20 protein-coding genes are annotated in these 23355 nt (G+C 64.9%); 13 read left to right on the forward strand and 7 right to left on the reverse strand.

Translation table 11 applies throughout. From position 1 onward, the window contains the following. Positions 1-23: 23 nt before the first annotated feature. Entirely contained in the window at positions 24-1418 is a 1395-nt protein-coding gene (locus AKN83_RS24355) for a DHA2 family efflux MFS transporter permease subunit (protein WP_050403083.1), read from the reverse strand. Between the two features lie 196 nt (positions 1419-1614). Here AKN83_RS24355 and AKN83_RS24360 point away from each other — a divergent pair, with 196 nt between their 5' ends. Next, complete coding sequence (locus tag AKN83_RS24360; protein WP_050403084.1) at positions 1615-1923, forward strand: hypothetical protein; 309 nt, start codon at positions 1615-1617, stop codon at positions 1921-1923. A 20-nt stretch (positions 1924-1943) separates the two neighbouring features. After that, the gene (locus AKN83_RS24365) at positions 1944-2840 is read left to right on the forward strand and encodes an RNA polymerase sigma factor (RefSeq protein ID WP_050403085.1); all 897 of its coding nucleotides are present in this window, start codon (positions 1944-1946) and stop codon (positions 2838-2840) included. 81 nt (positions 2841-2921) lie between these two features. Here AKN83_RS24365 and AKN83_RS24370 read toward each other — a convergent pair whose 3' ends face one another. Beyond that, a complete protein-coding gene (locus AKN83_RS24370) occupies positions 2922-3638 on the reverse strand; it encodes a DUF805 domain-containing protein (protein ID WP_172803603.1) in 717 nt (238 codons plus the stop codon). Between the two features lie 207 nt (positions 3639-3845). Here AKN83_RS24370 and AKN83_RS24375 point away from each other — a divergent pair, with 207 nt between their 5' ends. The 5 genes from AKN83_RS24375 (at position 3846) to AKN83_RS24395 (ending at position 8533) form a co-directional block, all read left to right on the forward strand. Next, positions 3846-5030, forward strand: coding sequence for an ABC transporter substrate-binding protein (locus AKN83_RS24375; protein ID WP_050403087.1), 1185 nt, complete (start codon positions 3846-3848; stop codon positions 5028-5030). A gap of 148 nt (positions 5031-5178) precedes the next feature. Then, positions 5179-6096: a branched-chain amino acid ABC transporter permease gene (locus AKN83_RS24380; protein WP_050403088.1), complete on the forward strand. Its 918-nt coding sequence runs from the start codon at positions 5179-5181 to the stop codon at positions 6094-6096. Then, complete coding sequence (locus AKN83_RS24385; RefSeq protein ID WP_050403089.1) at positions 6093-7040, forward strand: branched-chain amino acid ABC transporter permease; 948 nt, start codon at positions 6093-6095, stop codon at positions 7038-7040. The genes AKN83_RS24380 and AKN83_RS24385 overlap by 4 nt, the downstream gene beginning before the upstream one ends. A 4-nt stretch (positions 7041-7044) precedes the next feature. Continuing rightward, positions 7045-7812, forward strand: a complete 768-nt coding sequence (locus AKN83_RS24390) for an ABC transporter ATP-binding protein (protein ID WP_050403132.1) — start codon at positions 7045-7047, stop codon at positions 7810-7812. Next, entirely contained in the window at positions 7805-8533 is a 729-nt protein-coding gene (locus AKN83_RS24395) for an ABC transporter ATP-binding protein (protein ID WP_063695499.1), read from the forward strand. The genes AKN83_RS24390 and AKN83_RS24395 overlap by 8 nt, the downstream gene beginning before the upstream one ends. Positions 8534-8605: 72 nt before the next feature. Here AKN83_RS24395 and AKN83_RS24400 read toward each other — a convergent pair whose 3' ends face one another. Beyond that, complete coding sequence (locus AKN83_RS24400) at positions 8606-10042, reverse strand: glutamine synthetase family protein (RefSeq protein ID WP_050403090.1); 1437 nt, start codon at positions 10040-10042, stop codon at positions 8606-8608. A 124-nt stretch (positions 10043-10166) separates the two neighbouring features. Beyond that, positions 10167-11525, reverse strand: coding sequence for an aromatic ring-hydroxylating dioxygenase subunit alpha (locus tag AKN83_RS24405; RefSeq protein WP_050403091.1), 1359 nt, complete (start codon positions 11523-11525; stop codon positions 10167-10169). A 111-nt stretch (positions 11526-11636) separates the two neighbouring features. Here AKN83_RS24405 and AKN83_RS24410 point away from each other — a divergent pair, with 111 nt between their 5' ends. Next, positions 11637-12422 carry an IclR family transcriptional regulator domain-containing protein gene (locus AKN83_RS24410; protein ID WP_050403092.1) on the forward strand — a complete coding sequence of 262 codons (786 nt, stop codon included), beginning with the start codon at positions 11637-11639 and terminating at the stop codon, positions 12420-12422. Positions 12423-12428: 6 nt separating this feature from the next. Here AKN83_RS24410 and AKN83_RS24415 read toward each other — a convergent pair whose 3' ends face one another. Then, positions 12429-13337, reverse strand: a complete 909-nt coding sequence (locus tag AKN83_RS24415) for a helix-turn-helix transcriptional regulator (RefSeq protein ID WP_050403093.1) — start codon at positions 13335-13337, stop codon at positions 12429-12431. A gap of 140 nt (positions 13338-13477) precedes the next feature. Here AKN83_RS24415 and AKN83_RS24420 point away from each other — a divergent pair, with 140 nt between their 5' ends. The 4 genes from AKN83_RS24420 to boxB all read left to right on the forward strand — a co-directional run bounded on the left by AKN83_RS24420 (position 13478) and on the right by boxB (position 19434). Further along, on the forward strand, positions 13478-15019 hold the full coding sequence (locus tag AKN83_RS24420; protein WP_050403094.1) for a benzoate-CoA ligase family protein: 1542 nt from the start codon (positions 13478-13480) through the stop codon (positions 15017-15019). Positions 15020-15310: 291 nt separating this feature from the next. After that, the gene (locus AKN83_RS24425) at positions 15311-16117 is read left to right on the forward strand and encodes an alpha/beta fold hydrolase (protein ID WP_050403095.1); all 807 of its coding nucleotides are present in this window, start codon (positions 15311-15313) and stop codon (positions 16115-16117) included. A gap of 164 nt (positions 16118-16281) precedes the next feature. Next, a complete protein-coding gene (gene boxC / locus AKN83_RS24430) occupies positions 16282-17970 on the forward strand; it encodes a 2,3-epoxybenzoyl-CoA dihydrolase (protein WP_050403096.1) in 1689 nt (562 codons plus the stop codon). Between the two features lie 12 nt (positions 17971-17982). Further along, complete coding sequence (gene boxB, locus AKN83_RS24435) at positions 17983-19434, forward strand: benzoyl-CoA 2,3-epoxidase subunit BoxB (RefSeq protein WP_050403097.1); 1452 nt, start codon at positions 17983-17985, stop codon at positions 19432-19434. 249 nt (positions 19435-19683) lie between these two features. Here the strand turns inward: boxB and AKN83_RS24440 are convergent, their stop codons facing one another. Together AKN83_RS24440 and AKN83_RS24445 are read right to left on the reverse strand one after the other, a co-directional pair. Then, positions 19684-20484 carry an SDR family oxidoreductase gene (locus tag AKN83_RS24440; RefSeq protein ID WP_050403133.1) on the reverse strand — a complete coding sequence of 267 codons (801 nt, stop codon included), beginning with the start codon at positions 20482-20484 and terminating at the stop codon, positions 19684-19686. A 247-nt stretch (positions 20485-20731) separates the two neighbouring features. Then, a complete protein-coding gene (locus tag AKN83_RS24445) occupies positions 20732-21790 on the reverse strand; it encodes a polysaccharide deacetylase family protein (protein WP_050403098.1) in 1059 nt (352 codons plus the stop codon). 169 nt (positions 21791-21959) lie between these two features. On the opposite strand from AKN83_RS24445, the gene AKN83_RS24450 reads away from it, so the two are divergent. Continuing rightward, entirely contained in the window at positions 21960-23354 is a 1395-nt protein-coding gene (locus AKN83_RS24450) for an OmpA family protein (protein WP_050403099.1), read from the forward strand. Position 23355 lies beyond the last annotated feature (1 nt).

Consider the following 23355-nt stretch of genomic DNA (forward strand, 5'->3'; position numbering starts at 1 on the left):
GCGAAACCCAATCGCTGTGCGTCTCACGCATCCTGCGGCGCGGCCGCGGCAACGACCCGTCGCCGCATCGGCAGGAACAGTCCCGCGACCGCGCCGATGAGCGACAACGTCGCCGCAAGGCTCATCGCCGCAACGAAACCGCTGCTGAAATGTCCGGACGAATCGGCCGCGCCATTGGCGGTGAAACTCGCAACCAGCGCCGCGATGCCGAACATGCCGCCGAGGAAGCGGCCCATGTTGAAGATGCCGGACGCCTTGCCCATCTCGCTGACGGCGACCGCACTCAGCACCGCGTTCTGCGCGGCCGGCATCGCCATCGAGACACCGACGCCGGCGAGCACCAGCGGCGCGACCAGCGCGGAATACGGCACTGTGGGGCTCACGATCTCGCTGATCCAGCCGAGCCCGATTGCCTGCATCAGAAGTCCGGTGACGACCAGCGTGCGCTCGCCGAACCGGTTGACGGCAGCGCCGGCGATCGGGGCCGTGACAAATAGCGTCGCCGTCCACGGCAACAGCCGCAGCCCGGCGCCGAAGGCGTCGAAGTGAAGCGCGATCTGCAGGAACTGCGGCAGCAGGAACAGCACGCCATACATCGCGGCATAGAACAGCACGCTCGCAGCGATGCCGGATGCAAACGGCCGTGCCGCGAACAGCCGCATCGGCACCATCGGGTGTGTCGTACGCAGCTCCCACAGCACGAATATCGCCGCCAGCGCGAGGCCGACGATCAGTGTGCACGCGACCTCCGCGCTGGCCCATCCGACGGTGTTGCCACGGAGCAGGCCCCAGACCAGGGCCAGCGCCGCAAGCGCGATCAGCGTCAATCCCGTGATGTCGAGCGGCGCGGTCGGTCCGAAGCTTTCGCGCAAGCGCGCCAGCACGAGGGCGATCGCGACGAGGCCGATCGGCAGGTTGATCCAGAAGATCCAGCGCCAGCCGAGATGCTCGGTGATGAAGCCGCCGATCGCGGGTCCGATGATCAGCGCGCAGCCGGTGATGCCGCTGAAGATGCCGAGGGCGCGGGCGCGCTCCTCGCGGCCGAACGCGCCGCTCAGGATCGCCATCGCCAGCGGCATCACCAGCGCAGCGCCGGCGCCCTGCAGGGCGCGCGCGGCGATCAGTGCCGCGGCATCGCCGGCCAGCGCACAGGCCGCCGATGCCACGACGAACAGACCGATCCCCGCCGCGAACATCCGGCGCCGCCCAAAACGGTCGCCGAGCGCCGTGCCGGTCAGCAGCAGCACCGCGAAGGTCAGATTGAAGGCGTTGACGGTCCATTGCAGCGTCTCCACCGGGCTGCCGAAATCGGCGCGGATGGTGGCGAAGGCCGTGGTCATGATCATGGCGTCGAGCGCCATCATGAAGGATGCCAGCGCGGTGAGGCCGAGCACCCAGCGCTGCTCAGGGATCTGCATGGTGGTTCTCCGTTGACGTGCCGCTAGGCTGCGACCCGCTTCGCAGGCCAGGACGAACCGGGATGGGCAAAGGATGCGGCCCAAGAATATTTTTGCAGGACCGCATCCTTTCGCTATCCGCAGACGTCCTTGAGCCTGACGCGGCCGGTTCGGGCCGCAAAACCAGGCCGGGCAGAACCGAGCGAAGGAGGTTGCGATGAGACGGACCCTGATCAGGTACAAGACCAAGCCGGAGATGGCGGAGAAGAATGCCGCGCTGGTGGCGGCTGTGTTCGCCGAGCTGAAAGCGGCCAACCCGGACGGCGTGCGCTACATGACGCTGCGGCTTGAGGACGACACCTTCATCCACATGGTCGAGACAACAGCCGACGACGGCTCGAGCCCGATCCCGAAGCTGGCGGCCTTCCAGGCCTTCCAGGATGGCATTCGCGATCGCTGCGCCGAGCCGCCGCTGGTTAGCAGTGCTGTGATTGTCGGAAACTATCGTATGCTGGATGCGTCGTGAACCAATCTGGCGGAGCCATCATGACGTCACCACCCCAGGCGCCGGCCGCGACCGATGTCGATGCGCTGCTGGCGGCGATGCGGCCAAGGCTGCATCGCTACTGCGCCCGCATGGTCGGATCGGTCATCGACGGCGAGGATGTGCTGCAGGACGCGCTCATCAAGGCGATGGAAGGCTTCGCGTCCGCGGCTCCGATCCAGAATCCGCAAGCCTGGCTGTTCCGGATCGCTCACAACACCGCGCTCGATTTCCTCAGGCGGCGCAACCGCCACGACGCGCTCCACTCTTCGGAGGAGGTGGACATGATGGCCGCAGAGCTTGACGACGTCAGCCGCCGCGAGATCGCTGCAAGCAGCCTGCGCACCTTCATGCGGCTGCCGGTGGCGCAGCGCTCCAGCGTGATCCTGATGGACGTGCTCGGCTGCTCGTTGCAGGAAGTCTGCGGCATCATGGATTTCAGCCTGCCCGCGGTGAAGGCCGCGCTGTATCGGGGACGCACGCAGCTGCGTGCGTTCGCCCGCGAGCCCGACGATGCGACGCGGCCTGGCCTGTCGCCGGCCGATCGCAACAGGCTCAACGCCTATGTCGGCCGCTTCAACGCCCGCGACTTCGACGCCATCCGTGCCATGATCGTCGACGACATCAGGCTCGAGCTCGTCAACCGGGCGCGGCTGAATGGCAAGGCCGAGGTGTCACGCTACTTCGGCAATTATGCCAAGATCGACGACTGGCATCTGGTGACCGGACAGGTCGAGGGACGCCCGGCGATCCTGGTGTTCGATCCGAACGCACAGAGTGAGCCGCCGCGATCGTTCATGCTGCTCGACTGGTCGGCCGGCAAGGTCGCGACGATCCGGGACTTTCGCCACGCGCCCTATGCGATCGACGGCGCCGAATGGGCGGTGGATCAGGGCTGACCGCCTATCAGCGCGTGAAGCAGTGACCTCGCCATAAGCTCCGCGGTCGTCCCGGCCTTCGCCGGACGACGGGAAGAAGAGCTACCGCGACTTGCCGCCGAATTCGCCGCTGGCAATCCGCGCCACGCGGCTGCCGGCCGCGGCCGGTGCGCTGCTTCGTTCAAACATGCCATCGCCGCCCCTTTGGCGCGGCAGGGGCGATGCTTCATCGACATGACCGTTACCCGGCCAGAACATCAGGACGAGGTTCATCGCGGCATTGGCGAGTGCACCGACCACCGTTCCGGTGTGCTGATAGGTCAGCGCATATTCGGGAAACCGTCCGGCAATGGCCCTGTCGAGCACCATGAGGGCGATCCATGCCGCCATCACGCAGACCGGATCCCAGCCGATGTCGCGCACCCGCATCGACTGCAGCATGAAGCAGACGACGAGCAGGCCATAGAAGGCGATGATCAATGTGGGGCTGTTCGATGCCTGCGCCAGCAGCACGTCCGTCCTGCCGCGCGGCACATTGCCCGTGATCCCGTAGACCAGCATCACAAAGCCGAGGCCCGCCACCAAGGTGCAGAAGAAGAAGGCCAACCGGCCCATTCGGGCATTGAACCCGAAGATGTAATTCAGCATGTGACGCACCCCTTTGGCGGCAGCGTCGCCCAAGGATGCTTTCCGGACCATGAAGCCCGCGCGCGCTCGCCGGCCAGTGGTTTCCGGCTGCTTTACGGATTCGCTAAAGCCTGCTGCAGCGCCCCCGAGGGCAGGCGATCCTGCGACAATCGTTGCCTGCGCAACCGGCATTATATTTCTTGCCATCGCCGATTTGGGCGAATTATGATGCACGGTGCTGGGTATGCGCCGAAGGTTCTAATCGGGGGCGGTCGGTTCATGCTTGCTGCACACTTGCGATATCGCGCACAAAACACGTCACAGAACGACGCGCGCAAAGCGTGAGTCCCGAGCCCCGGTTGGGCCTGGCGGGATTTTTGGTTGAGGAGGGGAGTGAATATGAAAAAGGCATTCTGGCTGGCAGGCGCCATGGCCGTGATTTCGGCTCTGGCGCTCGCGCAGCCCGCGATGGCGGCTGACAGCGTCAAGATCGGCTTTGTCTCGACCTTCAGCGGTCCGACTGCCGTGATCGGCAACGACATGCGCAATTCCTTCGAGCTCGCGCTCGACCATCTCGGCCGCAAGATCGACGGCAAGCCGGTCGAGGTGATCTACGAGGACGACCAGCAGAAGCCCGACGTCGGCAAGCAGAAGACCGAGAAGCTGGTGCAGTCCGACAAGGTCGACTTCATTGTCGGCTACATCTGGTCGAACGTGCTGCTGGCGTCGCTGAAGACCGCGGTCGATTCGAAGACCTTCCTGATCTCGGCCAATGCCGGTCCGTCGCAGCTCGCCGGCGAACTGTGCTCGCCTTACGTGTTCTCGACCTCCTGGCAGAACGACCAGACGCCCGCCGCGATGGGCCTCTACATGAACCAGAAGGGCGTCAAGTCGGTGTTCCTGATCGGCCCGAACTATGCAGCAGGCAAGGACATGCTGGCGGGCGTCAAGAGCACCTTCAAGGGCGAGGTGGTCGGCGAGGAATACACGGTGTGGCCGAGCCAGCTCGACTTCTCCGCCGAGCTGACCAAGGCGCGCAACTCCAAGGCCGAGTCGATCTTCGTGTTCTATCCGGGCGCGGCCGGCGTCCAGTTCCTCAACCAGTACGCCCAGGCCGGCATCAAGGCGCAGATCCCGCTCTATACCGCCTTCACCGTCGACGAATTGTCGCTGCCGCTGCAGAAGGACAATGCGATCGGCATTCCCGGCGCGCAGGAATGGGTCAACGATCTGCCGAACGCCGAGAACAAGAAGTTCGTGGAGGACTATCGCAAGAAGTATCCTGGTCTGCGCCCGACCTATTACGGCGCCCAGGCCTATGATGCCGCCCAGCTAATCAACAGCGCCGTCGTCGCGGTCAAGGGCGACCTCACCAAGAAGGACGCGATGAAGGCGGAGATGGAGAAGGCCAACTTCAAGTCGTTGCGCGGCCCGTTCAAGTACGGCAACAACCACATCCCGATCCAGAACTTCTACCTGCAGGACGTGGTCAAGGACGCCGACGGCCAGCTGTCGCTGAAGACGGTCGCGACCATCGTCAAGGACGACCAGGATAAATTCCACGACAAGTGTTCGATGAAATAATCCTCGCACGATCTTGGGCGATCTTGGCCCGAGCCTTGCTTTTCGTTGACCTCGTCCCGCTCTTGCGGGACGCGGGAGACACGCAGCGAGCAATGCGGCGGTGAACATGCACTGCCGCTGTTTTTTTAAGGGATAACGTAGCCTCACAATGTATCTCGTCGTCGAGCAACTGCTGAACGGACTGCAATTCGGCCTCTTGCTGTTCCTGCTGGCGGCCGGACTGACGCTGGTGTTCGGCATCATGGATTTCGTCAATCTGGCGCACGGCTCGCTCTACATGATGGGCGCCTATTTCGCGGCGACCTTCGTGACCTGGACCGGCAGTTTCGTGCTTGGCGCGCTGCTGGCGCTGGGGGCGACGCTCCTGCTCGGCATCGTGCTGGAATATGTCGCGCTCCGGCATCTCTATGGCCGCGACCATCTCGACCAGGTGCTGGCAACGTTCGGCCTGATCCTGTTCTTCAATGACGCCGTCCGGCTGATCTGGGGCCCGGCCGGCCTCGCGCTGTCGCTGCCGGCCTGGCTCACCGTGCCGGTGCAGATCATCCCTGGCGTGTACTATCCGGCCTATCGGCTGATGATCATCGTGGTCGCGCTGGCGGTGGCCGCGATGCTCTATCTCGTCGTGATGCGCACCCGCGTCGGCATGCTGATCCGCGCCGGCGCCTCCAACCGCGAGATGATCGGCGCGCTCGGCATCAACATCAAGCTGCTGTTCACGTTGGTGTTCGGCTTGGGGGCTGCGCTCGCCGGTCTCGCCGGGCTGATGCAGGCGCCGATCCTCACCGTGCAGATCGGGATGGGCGAGAACATCCTGATCCTCGCCTTCGTCATCATCGTGATCGGCGGCATCGGCTCGATCCGCGGCGCCTTCATGGCCGCGATCTTCGTCGGCATCATCGACACCATGGGCCGCGCCTTCCTGCCCGATCTGCTGCGCAAGGTCTTGAGCGGGGCGGCGGCCTCGACCGCGGCGCCGGCGCTGTCCTCGATGCTGATCTATCTGTTGATGGCGATCATCCTTGTGCTGCGGCCCGAGGGGCTGTTCCCGGCGGCCAAACGATGAAGCCCAAGCTCAACGCTTCCAATGCGGTTGCGGCGCTGCTGTGTGCCGCGCTGGTGCTGCTGCCGGTCTATTCGGCGGCCACGGGCAACATCTTCATCCTCACGCTGTTCACCCGCATCGCGATCTATGCACTGGCGGCCGCCAGCCTCAATCTGATCATGGGCTATGGCGGCATGATGAGCTTCGGCCATGCCGCTTATCTCGGCATCGGCGGCTATGCGGTCGGCATCCTCGCCACTGAGGGCATTGGTTCTGGCTTCATCCAGTGGCCGGTGGCGCTCGCGGCCTCGGCGCTGTTTGCGCTTTTGATCGGCGCGCTCTCGCTGCGTACCCGCGGTGTCTACTTCATCATGATCACGCTGGCGTTCGCGCAGATGGCCTATTACGTCGCCTCCGCGCTGTCGCGCTACGGCGGCGACGACGGCCTCACCGTCTACAAGCGCAGCGATTTCGCCGGCCTGATCAACCTGTCCGACCGCACGCAGTTCTACTATCTCTGCCTTGGCTGCCTGTTCGGCGGCCTCTATCTGATCTGGCGCATTGTCAATTCGCGCTTCGGCCTCGTGGTGCAGGGCGTCCGCTCCAATGAGCAGCGCATGCAGGCGATCGGCTTCCCTGCCTACCGCTACCGCCTGGTCTGTTTCGTCATCGCGGGCACGATCTGTGGCCTCGCCGGGGCGCTGCTCGCCAACAACACCGACTTCGTCAGCCCCGCCGTGATGTACTGGACCCGCTCCGGCGACCTGATGGTGATGGTGATCCTCGGCGGCATGGGCTCGCTGTTCGGCCCTGTCGTGGGCGCGATCGTCTATCTCCTGCTCGAGGAGCTGCTGTCGCAATTCACCGAATATTCGGGACTGATCCTCGGCCCGGTGCTGCTGTTGATCGTGCTGTTCGCGCGCGGCGGCATCATGGGCCTGCTCGGGAGGATGAGCCGTGGCTGATTCCTTGGCTGAACCATTGCTGCGCGTCGACAATCTGGTGCGCCGCTACGGCGGCATCACCGCGACCGACAACCTCTCGATGGAGGTTTTGCCGGGCGAACTGCACGCCATCATCGGCCCCAACGGCGCCGGCAAGACCACGCTGATCAGCCAGCTCACCGGGCAGGTGATGCCGAATTCCGGCACCATCCGCTTCGCCGGCCGCGACGTCACGAGCCTGCCGTCCTACAAGCGCTCCAGGCTTGGGCTGGCACGCTCGTTCCAGATCACCTCGCTGCTCAAGGATTTTTCCGCCATCGACAACGTCGCGCTCGCAGCGCAGGCGCATGACGGCCACTCGTTCCGCTTCTGGGGCAATGCGCGCAAGGAGCGGCATCTGCGCGATACCGCCCGCGCGGCACTGGAGCGCGTCGGGCTCGGCAAGCGCGCCGATATCGTGGTCTCGCAATTGAGCCATGGCGAGCAGCGCGAGCTCGAGCTCGCGGTCGCGCTCGCCACCAAGCCGCAGCTTCTGCTGCTCGACGAGCCGATGGCCGGGCTCGGCGTCACGGAGTCGGCGCGGATGGTCGCGCTGCTGAAGGAGCTGCGCAGGGAAGTCACCATCGTGCTGGTCGAGCACGACATGGAGGCGGTGTTCGCGCTGGCCGACCGCATCACGGTGCTGGTCTATGGCCGCGTCATCGCCTGCGGCGTGCCGGACGCGATCCGCAAGCACGAAGAGGTCAAGCGCGCCTATCTCGGCGAACAGCATGCGGTGACGCGCCATGGTTGACACAAGCACCGCTGATACTTTGCTGGAAGTCGACGCGATCGAAACCTGCTACGGCTTGAGTCAGGTGCTGTTCGGCCTGTCCTTGCAGGTCAGGTCGGGCGAGATGGTCGCGCTGATGGGCCGTAACGGCATGGGCAAGACCACGACCATCCGCTCGATCATGGGCCTGACACCCGCGCGGTCGGGCGCCATCCGCTTCGCCGGCGAGGCGGTGCGCGGCCTGCCGTCGTACAAAATTGCAAAACTCGGCATTGGCCTGGTGCCGGAAGGCCGCCAGATTTTTCCGAACCTGACGGTGCGCGAAAACCTCGTCGCGGCGTCGGGCAACCGGCTGAATGCCTCCGATCCGTGGACGTTGGAAAAAATCCATGCGCTGTTTCCGCGGCTCGCCGAACGATCAGGCAATATGGGCGTCACGCTGTCCGGCGGCGAGCAGCAGATGCTCGCGATCGGGCGCGCGCTGATGACCAACCCGAAGCTGCTGATTCTCGACGAGGCCACCGAAGGCCTGGCGCCGCTGATCCGCGACGAGATCTGGAGCTGCCTGTCGATGCTGAAGGGGCGCGGGCAGTCGGTGCTGGTCATCGACAAGAACGTCGGAAACCTCGCCCGAATCGCCGACCGCCACTACATCATCGAGCGCGGCAAGACAGTGTGGAGCGGGACGAGCGAGCAGCTGATCGCCGAGCCGGATTTGCAGCACAAGTATCTCGGGATTTGATCTAGGACATCGCTCTCGCGCCATATTCAACGTCGTTCCGGCCTTCGCCGGGACGACGGGAAGAGTGGGCCGTCAAAACATCTCGAAATATTCGCGCTGCTCCCAGTCCGACACCTCGGCCTGGAACCGCTCGATCTCGGCGTTCTTGATGAAGACGTAATAGTCGACGAACTCCGGTCCCAGCGCCTGCCGGAAGAACGGATCGTCTTGAAGCGCGAACACCGCTTCACGCAGCGACTTCGGCAGCAGCGCGGCTTTGGTCTCGTAGGGCGTGTCGGCGGACGGGCCGGGATCGAGCTTGCGGTCGACGCCGTCGAGGCCGGAGAGAATTTGCGAGGCCATGTAGAGATAGGGATTGGCGGCCGGCTCGCCGATCCGGTTCTCCAGCCGGGTTGCCGGATCATTGGCGCTGCCGAGCACGCGGATCATGACGCCGCGGTTGTCGCGGCCCCAGATCGCGCGGTCGGGCGCCAGCGAATAGGAGCGGTAGCGCTTGTAGCCGTTGATGGTCGGCGTCGTGAACACGGTCGAGGCGCGGGCGTGCTCGATCAGGCCGGCCAGCCAGGCGCGGCCGAGCGCACTCAGCGGTTCGCCGGCTTCCTTGGCCATGAAAGCGTTCTCGCCATTGGCGCGCGACACCAGTGACTGGTGCAGGTGCCAGCCGCTCGCGAACACGTTCGGCAGCTTGGGCCGGCACATGAAGGTCGCGTGATAGCCGTGGCGGCGCGCGATCTGCTTCACCGCCGAACGAAACAGCACCATGGTGTCGGCGGGCGCAAGCCCCACGGTCGGCGCGAAGGTGAATTCGCACTGGCTCGGGCCGAACTCGACCTCCACCGTGCGCAAGGGCAGGTCCAGCGCGAGGATGTCGCGGCGGATGATCTCGAGCGCCGGCTCCATCTGATCGTAGCGTTGCTCGGTGAGGTACTGATAGCCGTGCGACAGCAGGCTGACCGAGGGCGGCCGGCCGGGCTGGCCGGCATCCTCCGGCGCCATGTGGGCGTCATCGAGCTTGAACAGATGGAACTCGACTTCGAGGCCGGCGACGAAATCGTAGCCGCGACTTCCGAGCTGATCGAGCACCTTGCGGTAGAGGTTGCGGGTCGCGAACGGCACCGGCCGTCCGTCGCTGAAATAGAGATCGCACAGCAGCCAGCCGGTGTTCTGCGCCCAGGGCAGCACGCGGAACGTGGTGGGGTCGGCGACCATGAGCACGTCGGCCGCACCCTCCATCTCCTTCATGCCGAAGCCGCCGCCGGATGTGAACACCGGAAACACCGTCTTGTGCGAGGTGTCCTTGGCGAGCATGGTCGTGGTGATCGAGCAGCCGCCTTCCAGCGAACGCACCGCTTCGGCTGCGATCAAGGTCTTGCCGCGCAGGATGCCGTGCTGGTCCGGAAATGAGAGGCGGATGACCTCGAGGTTCTTCTCCTCGACGATGCGGCGGAGGCGGTTCGCGGCCTCCTTCTGCTCATCCGACCACAGGCCGTGACGCTCCACGAAGCTCAAGGTGTCGCTCCTTTCTCAGTCGTCATTGCGAGCGAAGCGAAGCAATCCATCGGTCCGCATACGCGGAGGCATGGATTGCTTCGTCGCTGCGCTCCTCGCAATGACGGTGGGGTCATCGGATACATCACTCCGCCGCCGTCAGACGATGCACGTTATCGGCGATCTCGCGCGGCACCGGGGCGGCCCACGGCGCGCCGCGGCGGCGCTTGACGTCGACTTCCATCCAGTAGAGCTCCCAGCCTTGGGTCGGCCCGATGCCGTCCATCGTGGCGGGGCCCTGGATGCTGCGCGCCGAAGCTTCGTCCAGGAACAGCATCGGCTTCTCGCCGCCGCTGACCTTCTCGATCTCCTGCCGCAGCAGGCGGCGATACTGCACGATCGCCTTGTCGCTCTGGCCGAGATGCTCGTTGGTACGGTCCTGGATCGCCCCCATCGATTCCACCGCCCACTGGTCGTGGACGTTGATGTCGGTGCCCATGCCGGTATAGGTCTCGGTCGCCTGCTCGTGCGGATCGAAACCGTAATCGTTGCTCTTGTTCTTGCGCGACTTGTAGTCGGGCAACGTATAGAGCTCGAGCCGCTGGTCGCGCATCTTCTGTTTGTCGACCGGCGCCGCATAGCTTGTGAAGATCGCGTACCAGTAGCAATTCTCGTCATCGACCGGCACGTGCCACTGCGTGATCGTCATCTCCGTCGACATCGGAATCACGAAGCCGTGCGGGAACAGCTGGTTGGTGACGCGCACATGGGTGCGCTCGCCGTCGAGCTCGCGCAGCGCGATCAGGCGCAGGCCGTATTCGGTGTGCTCGACATTGATGATCGGCCGATCATATTCGCGCAGGATCTTGGTCATCGGCATGTCGCTGCCCGCCGAGGCGCCGCGGAACTGCTTGCCGTAGGCCGCCGAGGTGTCCTCGTCCTCGAAGAAGCGATGCAGGAAGGATGCGTGCGCCGGATCGATGCCGACCTCGAGGGCCTGCAGCCAGTTGCAGTTCATGTGGCCCTTGAATGCGAAGGTGTGGCTGCCGGGTGCGACGAAGCAGTCGAGCTCCGGAAATGCCGGCGGGGCGCCGTCGCCGAGATACGCCCACAGGATGCCGCTCTTCTCCACCACCGGATAGGAGCGCTGCTTGATGCCCTTGCAGAGCTGCGAGCCGACAGGCTCGGCCGGCGTCTCGATGCACTGGCCTGATGTGTCGAACAGCCAGCCGTGGAAGGCGCAGCGCAGCCCGCCATTCTCGAGCCGGCCGAAGGCGAGGTCGGCGCCGCGATGCGCGCAGTGGCGATCGAACAGCCCGTAGCTGCCGTCCTCGCCGCGGAACAGCACCAGGTTTTCGCCGAGCAGCCGCACCGGCCGCACCGGGCGCGGGCCCTCCAGTTCGTCGACCAGCGCCGCCGGCTGCCAGTACATCCGCATCAGCTTTCCGCAGGGGTCCTTGCGGTTGGTGCGGGTGATCAGATCGTTCGCTTCCTGGCTCATCATGGCGGCGTCTCCTGAATTTGGATTTGTTCGCCTATTGAACGAATGTGCGAATTATGCCATGTCTGATTTGGACAGCAAGCGCAATTTTTGAACCGTTCAAAGCCGGACCCCATGCCCAAGCTGAAGCGGACCGATCAGGACGAGCGTGCGACGGATTTCGTCGAGGCGCTCGATCGCGGCCTGCGCCTATTGCAGGTGTTCGGCACTGTCTCGGGTCCGGCGACCTTGAGCGATCTGGCGCGTGCCGCCGATCTGCCGCGCGCCACCGCGCGGCGCATCCTGTTCACGCTGGCGCACGGCGGCTTTGTCTCCAGCGACGGCAAGCTGTTCACGCTGACGCCACATGTGCTGACGCTGGCGGGCTCGTTCCTGCAATCCAACCAGGTGGTGACGGTGCTGCAGCCGGTGCTCGATCGCATCGCCACCGCAGCGCAGGAAATCAGTTCGCTCGCGCTGCTCGACGGCGACGACGTCGTGTTCGTCGCGCGATCGAGCCCGACGCGGGTGTTCTCCGCTGGTCTCGACATCGGCTACCGGCTGCCGGCGTTCTGCACGTCAGTGGGCCGCGCGATGCTCGGCCGGCTCGATGATGCCGAACTCGCAGCGCGGCTGAAGGCGATGCGCCGTGATCCCGTGACGCCGCAGACGGTCACCGATCCGAAGCGACTGCTCGCCACCATCATCGCCGATCGCGCGCAGGGCTACTCGCTGGTCGACCGTGAGGCCGAGCCGCATTTCCGCTCGATCTCGGTGCCGGTGCGCCGTTACGACGGCACCATCGTTGCCGCCATCAACATGGGTGCGCATGTCGATCGCGTCCCGGCCAGGGAATTGCTCGAGCGCTTCCTGCCGCTGCTGCGCGACGGCGCGGAAGATGTGAAGAGCCGGTTGTTGTAGCGCGTCCTACAGCGCCACGCTGCGCAGCCCGAAGCTGCGCGCTTCGTTCTGCAGCACTGGCCGGACCGAATCGATCAGCCGCGTGGCAGCGGCATCGACCGAGAGTCCGGCGGTGTCGACCACCGCCGAGGCACGCGCATACAGCGGTTCGCGGCTGACCAGGATGTTGCGCAGTTCGGCCATCGCCGAGCGGTCGTCGGCCATCGGGCGCAGATCGCCCTGGCGGCGGACGCGGGCCATGTGCTCTTCCGGCTCGGCCTTCAGCCAGATCGTGTAGAACGACGACAGGATCAGGTCGAAGGTCAGCGCCTCCGAGACGATGCCGCCGCCGGTCGCCAGCACCATCAATTCCTTGCGCGCGAGCAGCTGCGTCAGCGCGGCCTGCTCCATGCGGCGAAAGCCTTCCTGGCCGTACAGCGCGATGATTTCGGCGACCGACAGGCCGTTCTGGGCTTCGATCTCCTTGTTGAGCTCGACAAAGCTCCAGCCGATCTTCTTCGCCAGCATCCGGCCGAGCGTGGTCTTGCCGGCGCCGCGCAGGCCGATCAGCGCGATGCCGGAGAACGAGGCGCGGCGCGGCGCCAGCGGGCTGCTGCCGGCGAGCATGTCCTTGGCCTGCGCGATCTGGTTCGGCGAAGCCTTGCGCAGCAGATCGCGGATCACGGCCCAGTCCGGAACCGGCTCGCTCGAGGGGATCAGGTCCTCGAGATGCGCGCCCATCGCGCCTGCGACACGGCGCAGCAGCACGATCGAGACATTGCCTTTGCCGCTTTCGAGCTGGGCGATGTAGCGTTCGGAAATGCCGGAGACCTTGGCCAGCACCTTGCGCGATATGCCGCGCAGCGCGCGCATGGTGCGCACGCGCTGGCCGAGCTGTTCGAGGAAGTCGGCTTCCGGATCGTTGGCTGCGGTCATGGTCCCATGCGACGCGAGTTTTCGGAAACATAGTGCCGATAAGGATTGACAGCAAGCCGAGCTGATGGCTTTGTATGAATTATAATTCTTAAATTCACAGGAGAGGGAAGCGTGGCGCGTCTGGGTCCGAGGAGCGGGTCATGACCTACAACGCAGTCTCCTGGCTGCTCGACCGCAATGTCGATGAGGGCCGCGGCGACAAGGTCGTGTTCGACGACACGGTGTCGCAAATCACCTACGGCCAGTTGCAGCAGCAGACCCGCCGGGTCGGCAACATGCTGCGCCGGCTCGGCGTCCGCCGCGAGGAGCGGGTCGCGATGATCATGCTGGATACGGTCGATTTTCCGATCGTGTTCCTGGGTGCGATCCGCGCCGGCGTGGTGCCGGTGCCGCTCAACACGCTGCTGACCGCGGAGCAGTACGCCTACATCCTCGGCGACTGTCGTGCCCGCGTGCTGTTCGTCTCCGAAGCGCTGCTGCCCGTCGTGAAGGACGTCATCGCGCGCATGCCCGAGCTCGAGCACGTCGTGGTCTCCGGCAAGGATGCGCACGGCCACAAGAAGCTGTCTGACGAGATCGCGCGCGAGAGCGACGTATTCGCGACCGCACCGACGCACGCCGACGAGCCGGCGTTCTGGCTCTATTCGTCGGGCTCGACCGGCATGCCGAAGGGCGTGCGCCATCTGCATTCCAATCTGGCCGCGACCGCGGAGACCTATGCGAAACAGGTGCTCGGCATCCGCGAGGATGATGTCGGCTTGTCCGCCGCAAAACTGTTCTTCGCCTATGGGCTCGGCAATGCGCTGACCTTCCCGATGTCGGTCGGCGCCTCCACGATCCTGAACTCGGAGCGTCCGACGCCGGCGGTGATGTTCGCGCTGCTGAACAAATATCATCCCAGCATCTTCTTCGGCGTGCCGACCCTGTTCGCAGCAATGCTGAACGACGAGGCAACCAAGGCGCAGTCCGGCGGCAATCGCCTGCGCGTCTGCACTTCGGCCGGTGAGGCGCTGCCGGAATCAGTCGGCAATGCCTGGCGCGCGCGGTTCGGCGTCGACATCCTCGACGGCGTCGGCTCGACCGAGCTGTTGCACATCTTCCTGTCCAACGCGCCCGGCGACATCAAATACGGTTCCTCGGGGCGTCCGGTGCCCGGCTACAAGGTGCGGCTGGTCAACGAACTCGGGGCCGACGTTGCGGATGGCGAGGTCGGCGAACTCTTGGTGGATGCGCCCTCGGCCGGCGAGAGCTACTGGAACCAGCGCGCCAAGAGCCGCGCCACCTTCGAGGGCGCGTGGACCCGCACCGGCGACAAGTACACGCGCGATGCCGACGGCCGTTACACCTTCTGCGGCCGCGCCGACGACATGTTCAAGGTCTCCGGCATCTGGGTCTCGCCATTCGAGGTCGAGAGCGCCCTGATCACCCATCCCGCGGTGCTGGAAGCCGCCGTTGTGCCGGAGGCCGATCCGGAAGGCTTGCTCAAGCCGAAGGCCTATGTGGTGCTGCGGCCCGAGAGCTCGGCCACCGGCCTGCACGAGGCACTGAAGGAACACGTCAAGCAGAAGATCGGGCCGTGGAAATATCCGCGCTGGATCGATGTGGTCGACAATCTGCCGAAGACCGCGACGGGGAAGATCCAGCGGTTCAAGTTGCGGGACGGTGAAGGCGCGAAGCACTGAGGCGTCCGGTGAGCGGCAGGAGTTTCCGTGAGGTGAGCACTCTGAGCGGGCTCCCTCCCCCCTTGCGGGGGAGGGTTGGGGAGAGGGGTGAGCCCCGCGCGCTGACGCCTGAGATCAAGCGCTGCCTCATCAGCAACTCTCGCAACGCCATCGGACAGTGCAGCGCTGTTGCCGCCCAACGTCGCATAGCGGAGCAAGCGGCACCCCTCTCCCTGCCCCTCCCCCGCAAGGGGGGAGGGAATGAGAGAGCCGTTGTTGCGTCGCTCGCATGTTGAGAGAATGGAGTTTCATATGACCCTTTCCCCCACAGGCTTCCTCAGCATCGACGGCGCCGAACTCGAATATCGCATGATCGGCCCGTCGCCCGAGTCAGCACCCACCCTCGTGATGCTGCACGAAGGCCTCGGCTGCGTCGGCCTGTGGGGCGATTTCCCCGAGAAGCTGCAGGCGGCGACCGGCGCCGGCGTGTTCGCCTATTCGCGCGCAGGCTACGGCGCCTCGTCACCGGCGAAGCTGCCGCGTCCGGTCGACTACATGCATCGCGAAGCGCTCGACGTGCTGCCGAAGGTTCTGGATCAGATCGGCTTCCGCCGCGGCCTCTTGGTCGGCCACTCCGACGGCGCGTCGATCGCGGCGATCTATGCCGGCGCGCATCAGGATCATCGCCTGCACGGTCTCGCGCTGCTCGCGCCGCACTTCATTGTCGAGGACATTTCGGTGAAGTCGATCGCCGAGATCAAGACAGCATATGAGACCACCAACCTGAAAGAGAAGCTCGCGCGCTGGCACAAGGATGTCGACAACGCCTTCTATGGTTGGAACGACGCCTGGCTCGATCCGGCATTCCGCGACTGGGATATCTCCGACTATCTCGCCTACATCCGCGTGCCGGTGCTGATCGTGCAGGGCGCGGACGATCAATACGGCACCATGCGCCAGGTCGAGATCGCGCAGGAGGAGTGCTACTGCCCGGTCGATGTCGCGGCCATCCCAGGCGCCGGCCACTCGCCGCATCGCGAGGCGCCCGCCGTGACACTGGACGCGGTCACCGAATTCGCCAAGGCGGCGCTGCGCGACGACCCTGCTCTGGCGGCCTGACCTTTGATGCCGGCGCCAGGCCATTGGCCCAGCGAGCGATTTCGCGAACATGAAACAAAATGCATGTTTTTGCGTTTCGAACTAGACGAAGTCAAAAACATGCATTATTGTGCATAAGGACCTCGACGACGAACCTTCTAACGAACAACAGATAAGGGTGGCCTATGGCTGGTGACGATCGCGTCCTTGCGGGCGGGGCGAAGTACATCGACTTCCAGACCGAACCGTCGCGCTACCGGCACTGGAAGCTCGACGTCGCCGGCGACGTCGCGACGCTGACCATGGACGTCGACGAGAACGCCGGCCTGTTCGAGGGCTATCAGCTCAAGCTGAACTCCTACGACCTCGGCGTCGACATCGAGCTTGCGGATGCCGTGCAGCGGCTGCGCTTCGAGCATCCCGAGGTCAAGGTCGTGGTGATGCGCTCGGGCAAGAACCGCGTGTTCTGCGCCGGCGCCAACATTCGCATGCTGGCGGGCTCGACCCATGCCCACAAGGTCAACTTCTGCAAGTTCACCAACGAGACCCGCAACGGCCTGGAGGATTCCAGCGAGAACTCCGGCCAGAGCTTCATCACCGTCGTCAACGGCACCGCGGCCGGCGGCGGCTATGAGCTGGCGCTCGCGACCGACCACATCATGATGGCCGATGATGGCGCCGCCGCCGTCGCGCTGCCGGAAGTGCCGCTGCTTGCGGTGCTGCCGGGCACCGGCGGCCTCACGCGTGTGGTCGACAAGCGCAAGGTGCGCCGCGACCACGCCGACTTCTTCTGCACCATCGAGGAGGGCATCAAGGGCAAGCGCGCGGTGCAGTGGCGGCTGGTCGACGAGATCGCACCGAACTCCAAGCTCGAGGGCAAGCTCGCCGAGCGCGTCAAGGAATTCGCCGCGAAGTCGAAGCGCAACGGCGAGGGCCGTGGCATCACGCTGACGCCGCTTCAGCGCACCATCGATGATAGTGCGATCCGCTACGGCTTCGTCAGTGTCGATATCGATCGCGCCGCGCGCATCGCCACCATCTCGATCAAGGCGCCGGAAACCACAGCACCGGCCGACATCGACGGCATGATTGGACAGGGGGCTGCGTTCTGGCCGCTGCAGGTCGCCCGCGAGCTCGACGATGCGATCCTGCATCTGCGCATCAACGAGCTCGAGATCGCGATGCTGGTGTTCAAGAGCCACGGCGACCGTGCCAATGTCGTGTCCTATGACGCGTTCCTGGAAGCCAACAAGGCGCACTGGCTGGTCAACGAGGTCAGGCATTACTGGAAGCGCGTGCTCAAGCGCATCGACGTCACCTCGCGCACGCTGGTGACGCTGGTCGAACCCGGCTCCTGCTTCGTCGGCACCCTGGCCGAGCTCGTGTTCGCCGCCGACCGCTCCTACATGCTGATCGGCCAGAAGCAGGGCGACAACCGCCCGCCGCCGGCGATCGAGCTGACTGCGATGAACTTCGGCCCCTATCCGATGAGCCATGGCCTGACCCGGCTGCAATCGCGTTTCCAGGCCGACCCGTCGGATCTGGAGCGCGCGCAGGGCGCGATCGGCAAAGCGCTCGATGCTGAGGAGGCCGAGGAACTCGGCCTCGTCACCTTCGCGCTCGACGACATCGACTGGGACGACGAGGTCCGCGTGTTCTTCGAGGAACGCACCTCGTTCTCGCCCGACGGGCTCACCGGCATGGAAGCCAATCTGCGCTTCGTCGGTCCGGAGACGATGGAATCCAAGATCTTCTCGCGCCTCACCGCGTGGCAGAACTGGATCTTCCAGCGGCCGAACGCGGTCGGCGAGGACGGCGCGCTGCGCCGCTACGGCACCGGCCAGAAGGCGCAATTCGACATGACGCGAGTTTAAGGGAGCACGGCCATGAACATGAATATCATGAACGTCGATTACTCGACCAAGATTCCGAACAATGTGAATCTCGCCGAGGACCGCCAGGTGCTGAAGGCGCTGGAAGGCTGGCATCCCGGCTACATGGACTGGTGGAAGGACATGGGGCCGGACGGCTTCCAGGAATCGCTGGTCTATCTGCGCACCGCTTATTCGGTCGATCCGCGCGGCTGGGCCAAGTTCGACTATGTACGCATGCCCGAATATCGCTGGGGCATTTTGCTGGCACCGCAGGAAGAGAACCGCGTCATCCCGTTCGGCGAGGACTACGGCAAGCCGGCCTGGCAGGAAGTCCCCGGCGAGCATCGCGCCATGCTGCGCCGCCTGATCGTGATCCAGGGCGACACCGAGCCCGCCTCGGTCGAGCAGCAGCGCCATCTCGGCAAGACCGCGCCCTCGCTCTACGACATGCGCAATCTGTTCCAGGTCAATGTCGAGGAAGGCCGCCATCTCTGGGCGATGGTCTACCTCTTGCAGAAATATTTCGGCCGCGACGGCCGCGAGGAGGCCGACGATTTGTTGCGCCGCCGTTCGGGCGATGCGGATTCGCCGCGCATGCTCGGCGCCTTCAACGAGGCGACGCCGGACTGGCTGTCGTTCTTCATGTTCACCTACTTCACCGACCGCGACGGCAAGATGCAGCTGCACTCGCTGGCGCAGTCGGGCTTCGATCCGCTGTCGCGCACCTGCCGCTTCATGCTGACCGAGGAAGCTCATCACATGTTCGTCGGCGAGACCGGCATCACCCGCGTCGTGCAGCGCACCTGCGATGCGATGAAGGAAGCCGGCATCACCGATCCGAACGACATCGCCAGGGTCCGCGCGCTCGGCGTCATCGATCTGCCGACCATCCAGAAGAAGCTGAACCTGCACTATTCGCTGTCGCTCGATTTGTTCGGCTCCGAAGTGTCGACCAATGCGGCGAATGCCTTCAACGCCGGCATCAAGGGCCGCTACAAGGAAACCACGATCGAGGACGACCACCAGCTCAAGAGCTCGACCTATCCGGTCATGAAGATGGTGGACGGCCAGATCAAGCTGGTCGACGAGCCGGCGCTGACCGCGCTCAATATGCGGCTGCGCGACGACTACACGCAGGATTGCGTCAAGGGCATGCTGCGCTGGAACAAGGTGATCTCCACCGCCGGCATCGACTACAAGCTCGCGGTGCCGCACACCGCCTTCCACCGCCAGATCGGCGAGTTCAAGGACATCCATGCGACGCCCGACGGTCTATTGATCGACGACGCCACCTGGGCCAGGCGCAAGAACGACTGGCTGCCCTCGGCCGCGGACGGCGACTTCATTGCCTCGCTGATGAAGCCGGTGACCGAACCCGGCGAGTTCGCCTCCTGGATCTCGGCGCCCAAGGTCGGCATCGACAATAAACCCGGCGATTTCGAATATGTGAGAATCGAGAGCTGATCGCCATCTAGCAGTTCCTCTCCTCCGGGAGGGGCCGAAAAGGGGTAAGCCGAGAAGGTCCTGGCTTGCCCCTTTTCTTTTTGCGTCGTGCGCTCATTCCGTCATCACCCGCGAAAGGCGAAAGCGGGTGATCCAGTATTCCAGGCAGCAGAGCAGGATTGAGGAGCCGCGGCGTATTGGATGCCCCGGTCTAGCAGGGGCATGACGGCGTTAGAACGGCGTCTAGGGTCGACTGTCGCGATACCGTACTTACCCAGCGATCTCCAGTCCCGCCGTCGCGTAGACCACGCCGCCATCGACTGCGATGGTGTTGCCCACGACGTAGTCGCCGGCGCGCGAGGCAAGATAGATCGCGGTGCCCGCCATATCCTCGTCGGTGCCGATGCGCTTCGCCGGAATGCGTTTCGCCACTGCTTCGGCCTGGTCGCGCGCGGCGCGGTTCATGTCAGATGCGAAGGCGCCGGGCGCGATCGCGGTGACGTTGATGTTGTCCTTGATCAGGCGGGTCGCCATCCGTCGCGTCAGATGGATCACCGCGGCCTTGCTCGCGGCGTAGGAATAGGTCTCCATCGGGTTGACGAAGATGCCGTCGATCGAGGCGATGTTGATCACCTTGCCGGGCTTGTCAGGGGAGGCTGCGGCGCGCAGCGGCTTGGCCAGCGCCTTGGTCAGGAAGAAGATCGACTTGACGTTGAGGTTCATCACCTTGTCCCAGCCGCTCTCCGGGAATTCGTCGAAGTCCGCACCCCAGGCCGCGCCGGCATTGTTGACCAGGATGTCGAGCTTCGGCTCGCGCTTGATGATCTCGCTCGCGAGCTTGTCGCAGCCCTCGACGGTCGAGATGTCGATCGGCAGCGCGATGCATTCGCCGTCATAGGCGGCGGTGAGCTCCTGGGCGGTGGCCTCGCAGGGACCTGCCTTGCGCGCGGTGATGTAGACCCTCGCGGCGCCTTGCGCCAGGAAGCCGGCTGCGATCATCTTGCCGATGCCGCGCGATCCCCCGGTCACCAGTGCGACGCGGCCTTTCAGTGAGAACAGATCCTTGAACATGCGTTCCTCCATTGCGTTGCCTGTGGTTCTGGGCGCGGCCGGGGATCGAGTCAAGGAGAGGGAGGGGGCGTAACCGGAGCGCCTGCTACCTCCCCTTGAAAAGGGGAGGTAGCTTTGCTCGCAGAGCAAGCGGGGATCGGCTCTCTCCCCAGACATCGTCGCTTGTGGCTGACCCCCATCGCGACCTTCCCCCTTTCAGGGGGAAGGAGAAGACTGAAATTCTGAAGCGGAATCTCCTGCGCGCGTATTACGCCGCGTCGATGCGGCGAAAGCCGTTCCACACCGCGGTGGCGGCACCGGATGTCAGCACCGGCAAGAGCCGCGCGTCCTGGTAATTGCCGTTCAGCGAGACCCGCTGCAACGCGGTCAGATGGTCGGCGCTTTCGGGAAACAGCATGCCCGGCCGCGTCGTCACCGCGGTCCGAAAGCCGATCGACTTTGCGAGCGCGAATTCGCGCGGCCCGGCGGCGATCCGATCGCCATAGGGATAGGCGAGATGCAGCGCCGGACGCTGCAGCGCGTCCTCGATCCGCGCCCGGCTGGTGGCGAGCTCGAACGATGCGATCGTCTCGCTCTGCTTGGCGAGATTGCAATGGGTGATGGTGTGAGCGCCGATGGTGACCAAGGGATCGTCGGCAAAGCCGCGCAACTCGTCCCACGACATGCAGAGCTCGCGCGCGATGCCGGCCTCGTCGACACCGTGGCGGACGCACAGCGCCGATATCTCGGCCTGCATCTCCTTCTCGCCCGGGAGTGAACGTAGCCAGTCGTGCATGCGGCCGAAGGCTACGCGCTTGGCTTGCGGCGTCGCGGTGTCGATCTGCGTCATGACGCCGCCGATCGGCGCCTCGATCGCCGATGCTGCCGCGATGATCCGCTCCAGCGCGATCCACCATAATTTACCGCAGCCCTCGGCGAAATCGCTCGCGACAAAGACCGTGAACGGCGCGCCGAACTCGCGCATCACAGGCAGCGCGTAATCGCGGTTGTCGCGGTAGCCGTCGTCACAGGTGAAGCAGGCGAAGCGCCGCGCGAAATTCCGTTCGCTGAGGCGGCGATGCGCCTCGTCCATGCTGACGACGTCGACGTCGAGCGCGCGCAGATGCGTCAGCATCGCGCGCAGGAAGTCCGGCGTGACCTCAAGATGATGGTTGGGCTGGAACGCGTCGGCGCGGCGCGGGCGGACGTGGTGCAGCATGAAGATGGCGCCGACGCCGGCGAAGATCGGCCGCAGCAGGATATGCGCACCCGAGAAATACAACGCCTCCATCCCGGCACGGATCACGGTGTTGCGGAGTTGTTTCATGAGGGCACGGGCCGGCCGATTTGCATTCCGCCACAAACTTAGCGAAAGACCACTGAAGAAACTGTTATCCCGATCCAATATGGCGCCGTCGCCATGGCTCTTGATTTGGGGTTTGACAGCCGGCCAAGGGTTTGTTTTCTCTCTGCTTCCCGACCCCGCAGGACGCTGAATGCACGGACTTTTCAAGTGGAGTAGCAAGTGGTGGCCGGGCGTGATTCCACTGGTCATCCTGTGGGCTATCGCGGCCTGGACCTCAACGGCAACGGTCGAGGCGGACCTTGCTGCGCGTTCCAATGCCGCACTCAAGGACACCGTGCTCGACAAGCGCCGCATCAGCGTCGATGGCCGCGATGTGACCTTTGCGGCCAATGCCTTTTCCGAGGACGGCCGCCTCAGCGCGGTGGCGTCGGTCGAGGCCGTGCCGGGCGTCCGGCTGGTCAATGACGAAACCCGCCTCGTTCCCGAGGCCAAGCCCTATGTGTGGTCCGCCGAACGCGACGTGGTGCGGGTGACGCTCGGCGGCAATGCGCCCCTGCCGTCGAGCAAGAGCAAGCTGACCGAGGCCGCGAAGGTCAGTCTCGGCGGCGTCGAGGTGGTGGATCAGATGGCTCTCGCGCGCGGCGCGCCGTCGCGGTTCGACCCGGCGGCGCTGCTGCTGCTCGACCAGATCGGCAAGCTGAAGGAAGGCAAGATCACGCTGACCGACAACAAGGTCGCGCTTGCCGGCATGGCGCGCGAGCTCGGTGGACGTGAAGCGATCGCGGCGGCGCTGAAGAACCTGCCGGAAGGCTATTCGATCGCCGCCAACGACATCAAGGCGCCGCCTTACATATTCCAAGCCTACAAGGATCCCGTCGCGGTGACGCTGACGCTGACCGGCTACGTGCCCGACAACAACGTGCATGCCGCGCTGGTCGCTGCTGCCGGCCGCAAGTTCTTCAGCGAAAAGGTCGTCGACAATCTCAAGGCCAGCCTCGGCGCGCCGTCCGGCTTTGCGGCGGCGGTGGTGCCGGCGCTCGGTGCGCTGTCGCGGCTGTCGACCGGCACGCTCGTGGTGTCGGACCGCGAGGTGAAGCTGTCGGGCGATGCGCTGTATGACGCTGCGGCCGGCCAGATCCGCGACGGGCTCGGCAAGGATTTTCCGCAGGGCTGGCAATACAAGGCCGAGGTCACCGTCAAGCCGGCGGCGGCGCCGGTCGATCCCACGGTGTGCCAGCAGCTGTTTTCCGAGATCCTCTCCAAGGGCAAGATCCGCTTCGAATCCGGCAAGGCCGATATCGTGCCCGATTCCGCCGGTCTGCTCGACCGCCTGGTCGAGACCGCGTTGCGCTGTCCCAACGCGACGATCGAAGTCGCCGGCCATACCGATAGCGACGGCGAGGAGGCGGCCAATCAGGCCTTGTCGGAGCGCCGCGCGCAGGCCGTGGTCGATTACCTGGTGCGCGCCGGACTGCCTGCCAACCGCTTCACGCCGATCGGCTATGGCAGCACGCAGCCGCTTGCCGGCAACGAGAGTGAAGACGGCAAGGCGCAGAATCGCCGCATCGAATTCGTGGTGAAGTAGC

Origin of the sequence: Bradyrhizobium embrapense (assembly GCF_001189235.2) — a bacterium.
In the GTDB taxonomy this organism is placed as follows: Bacteria; Pseudomonadota; Alphaproteobacteria; order Rhizobiales; family Xanthobacteraceae; genus Bradyrhizobium; species Bradyrhizobium embrapense.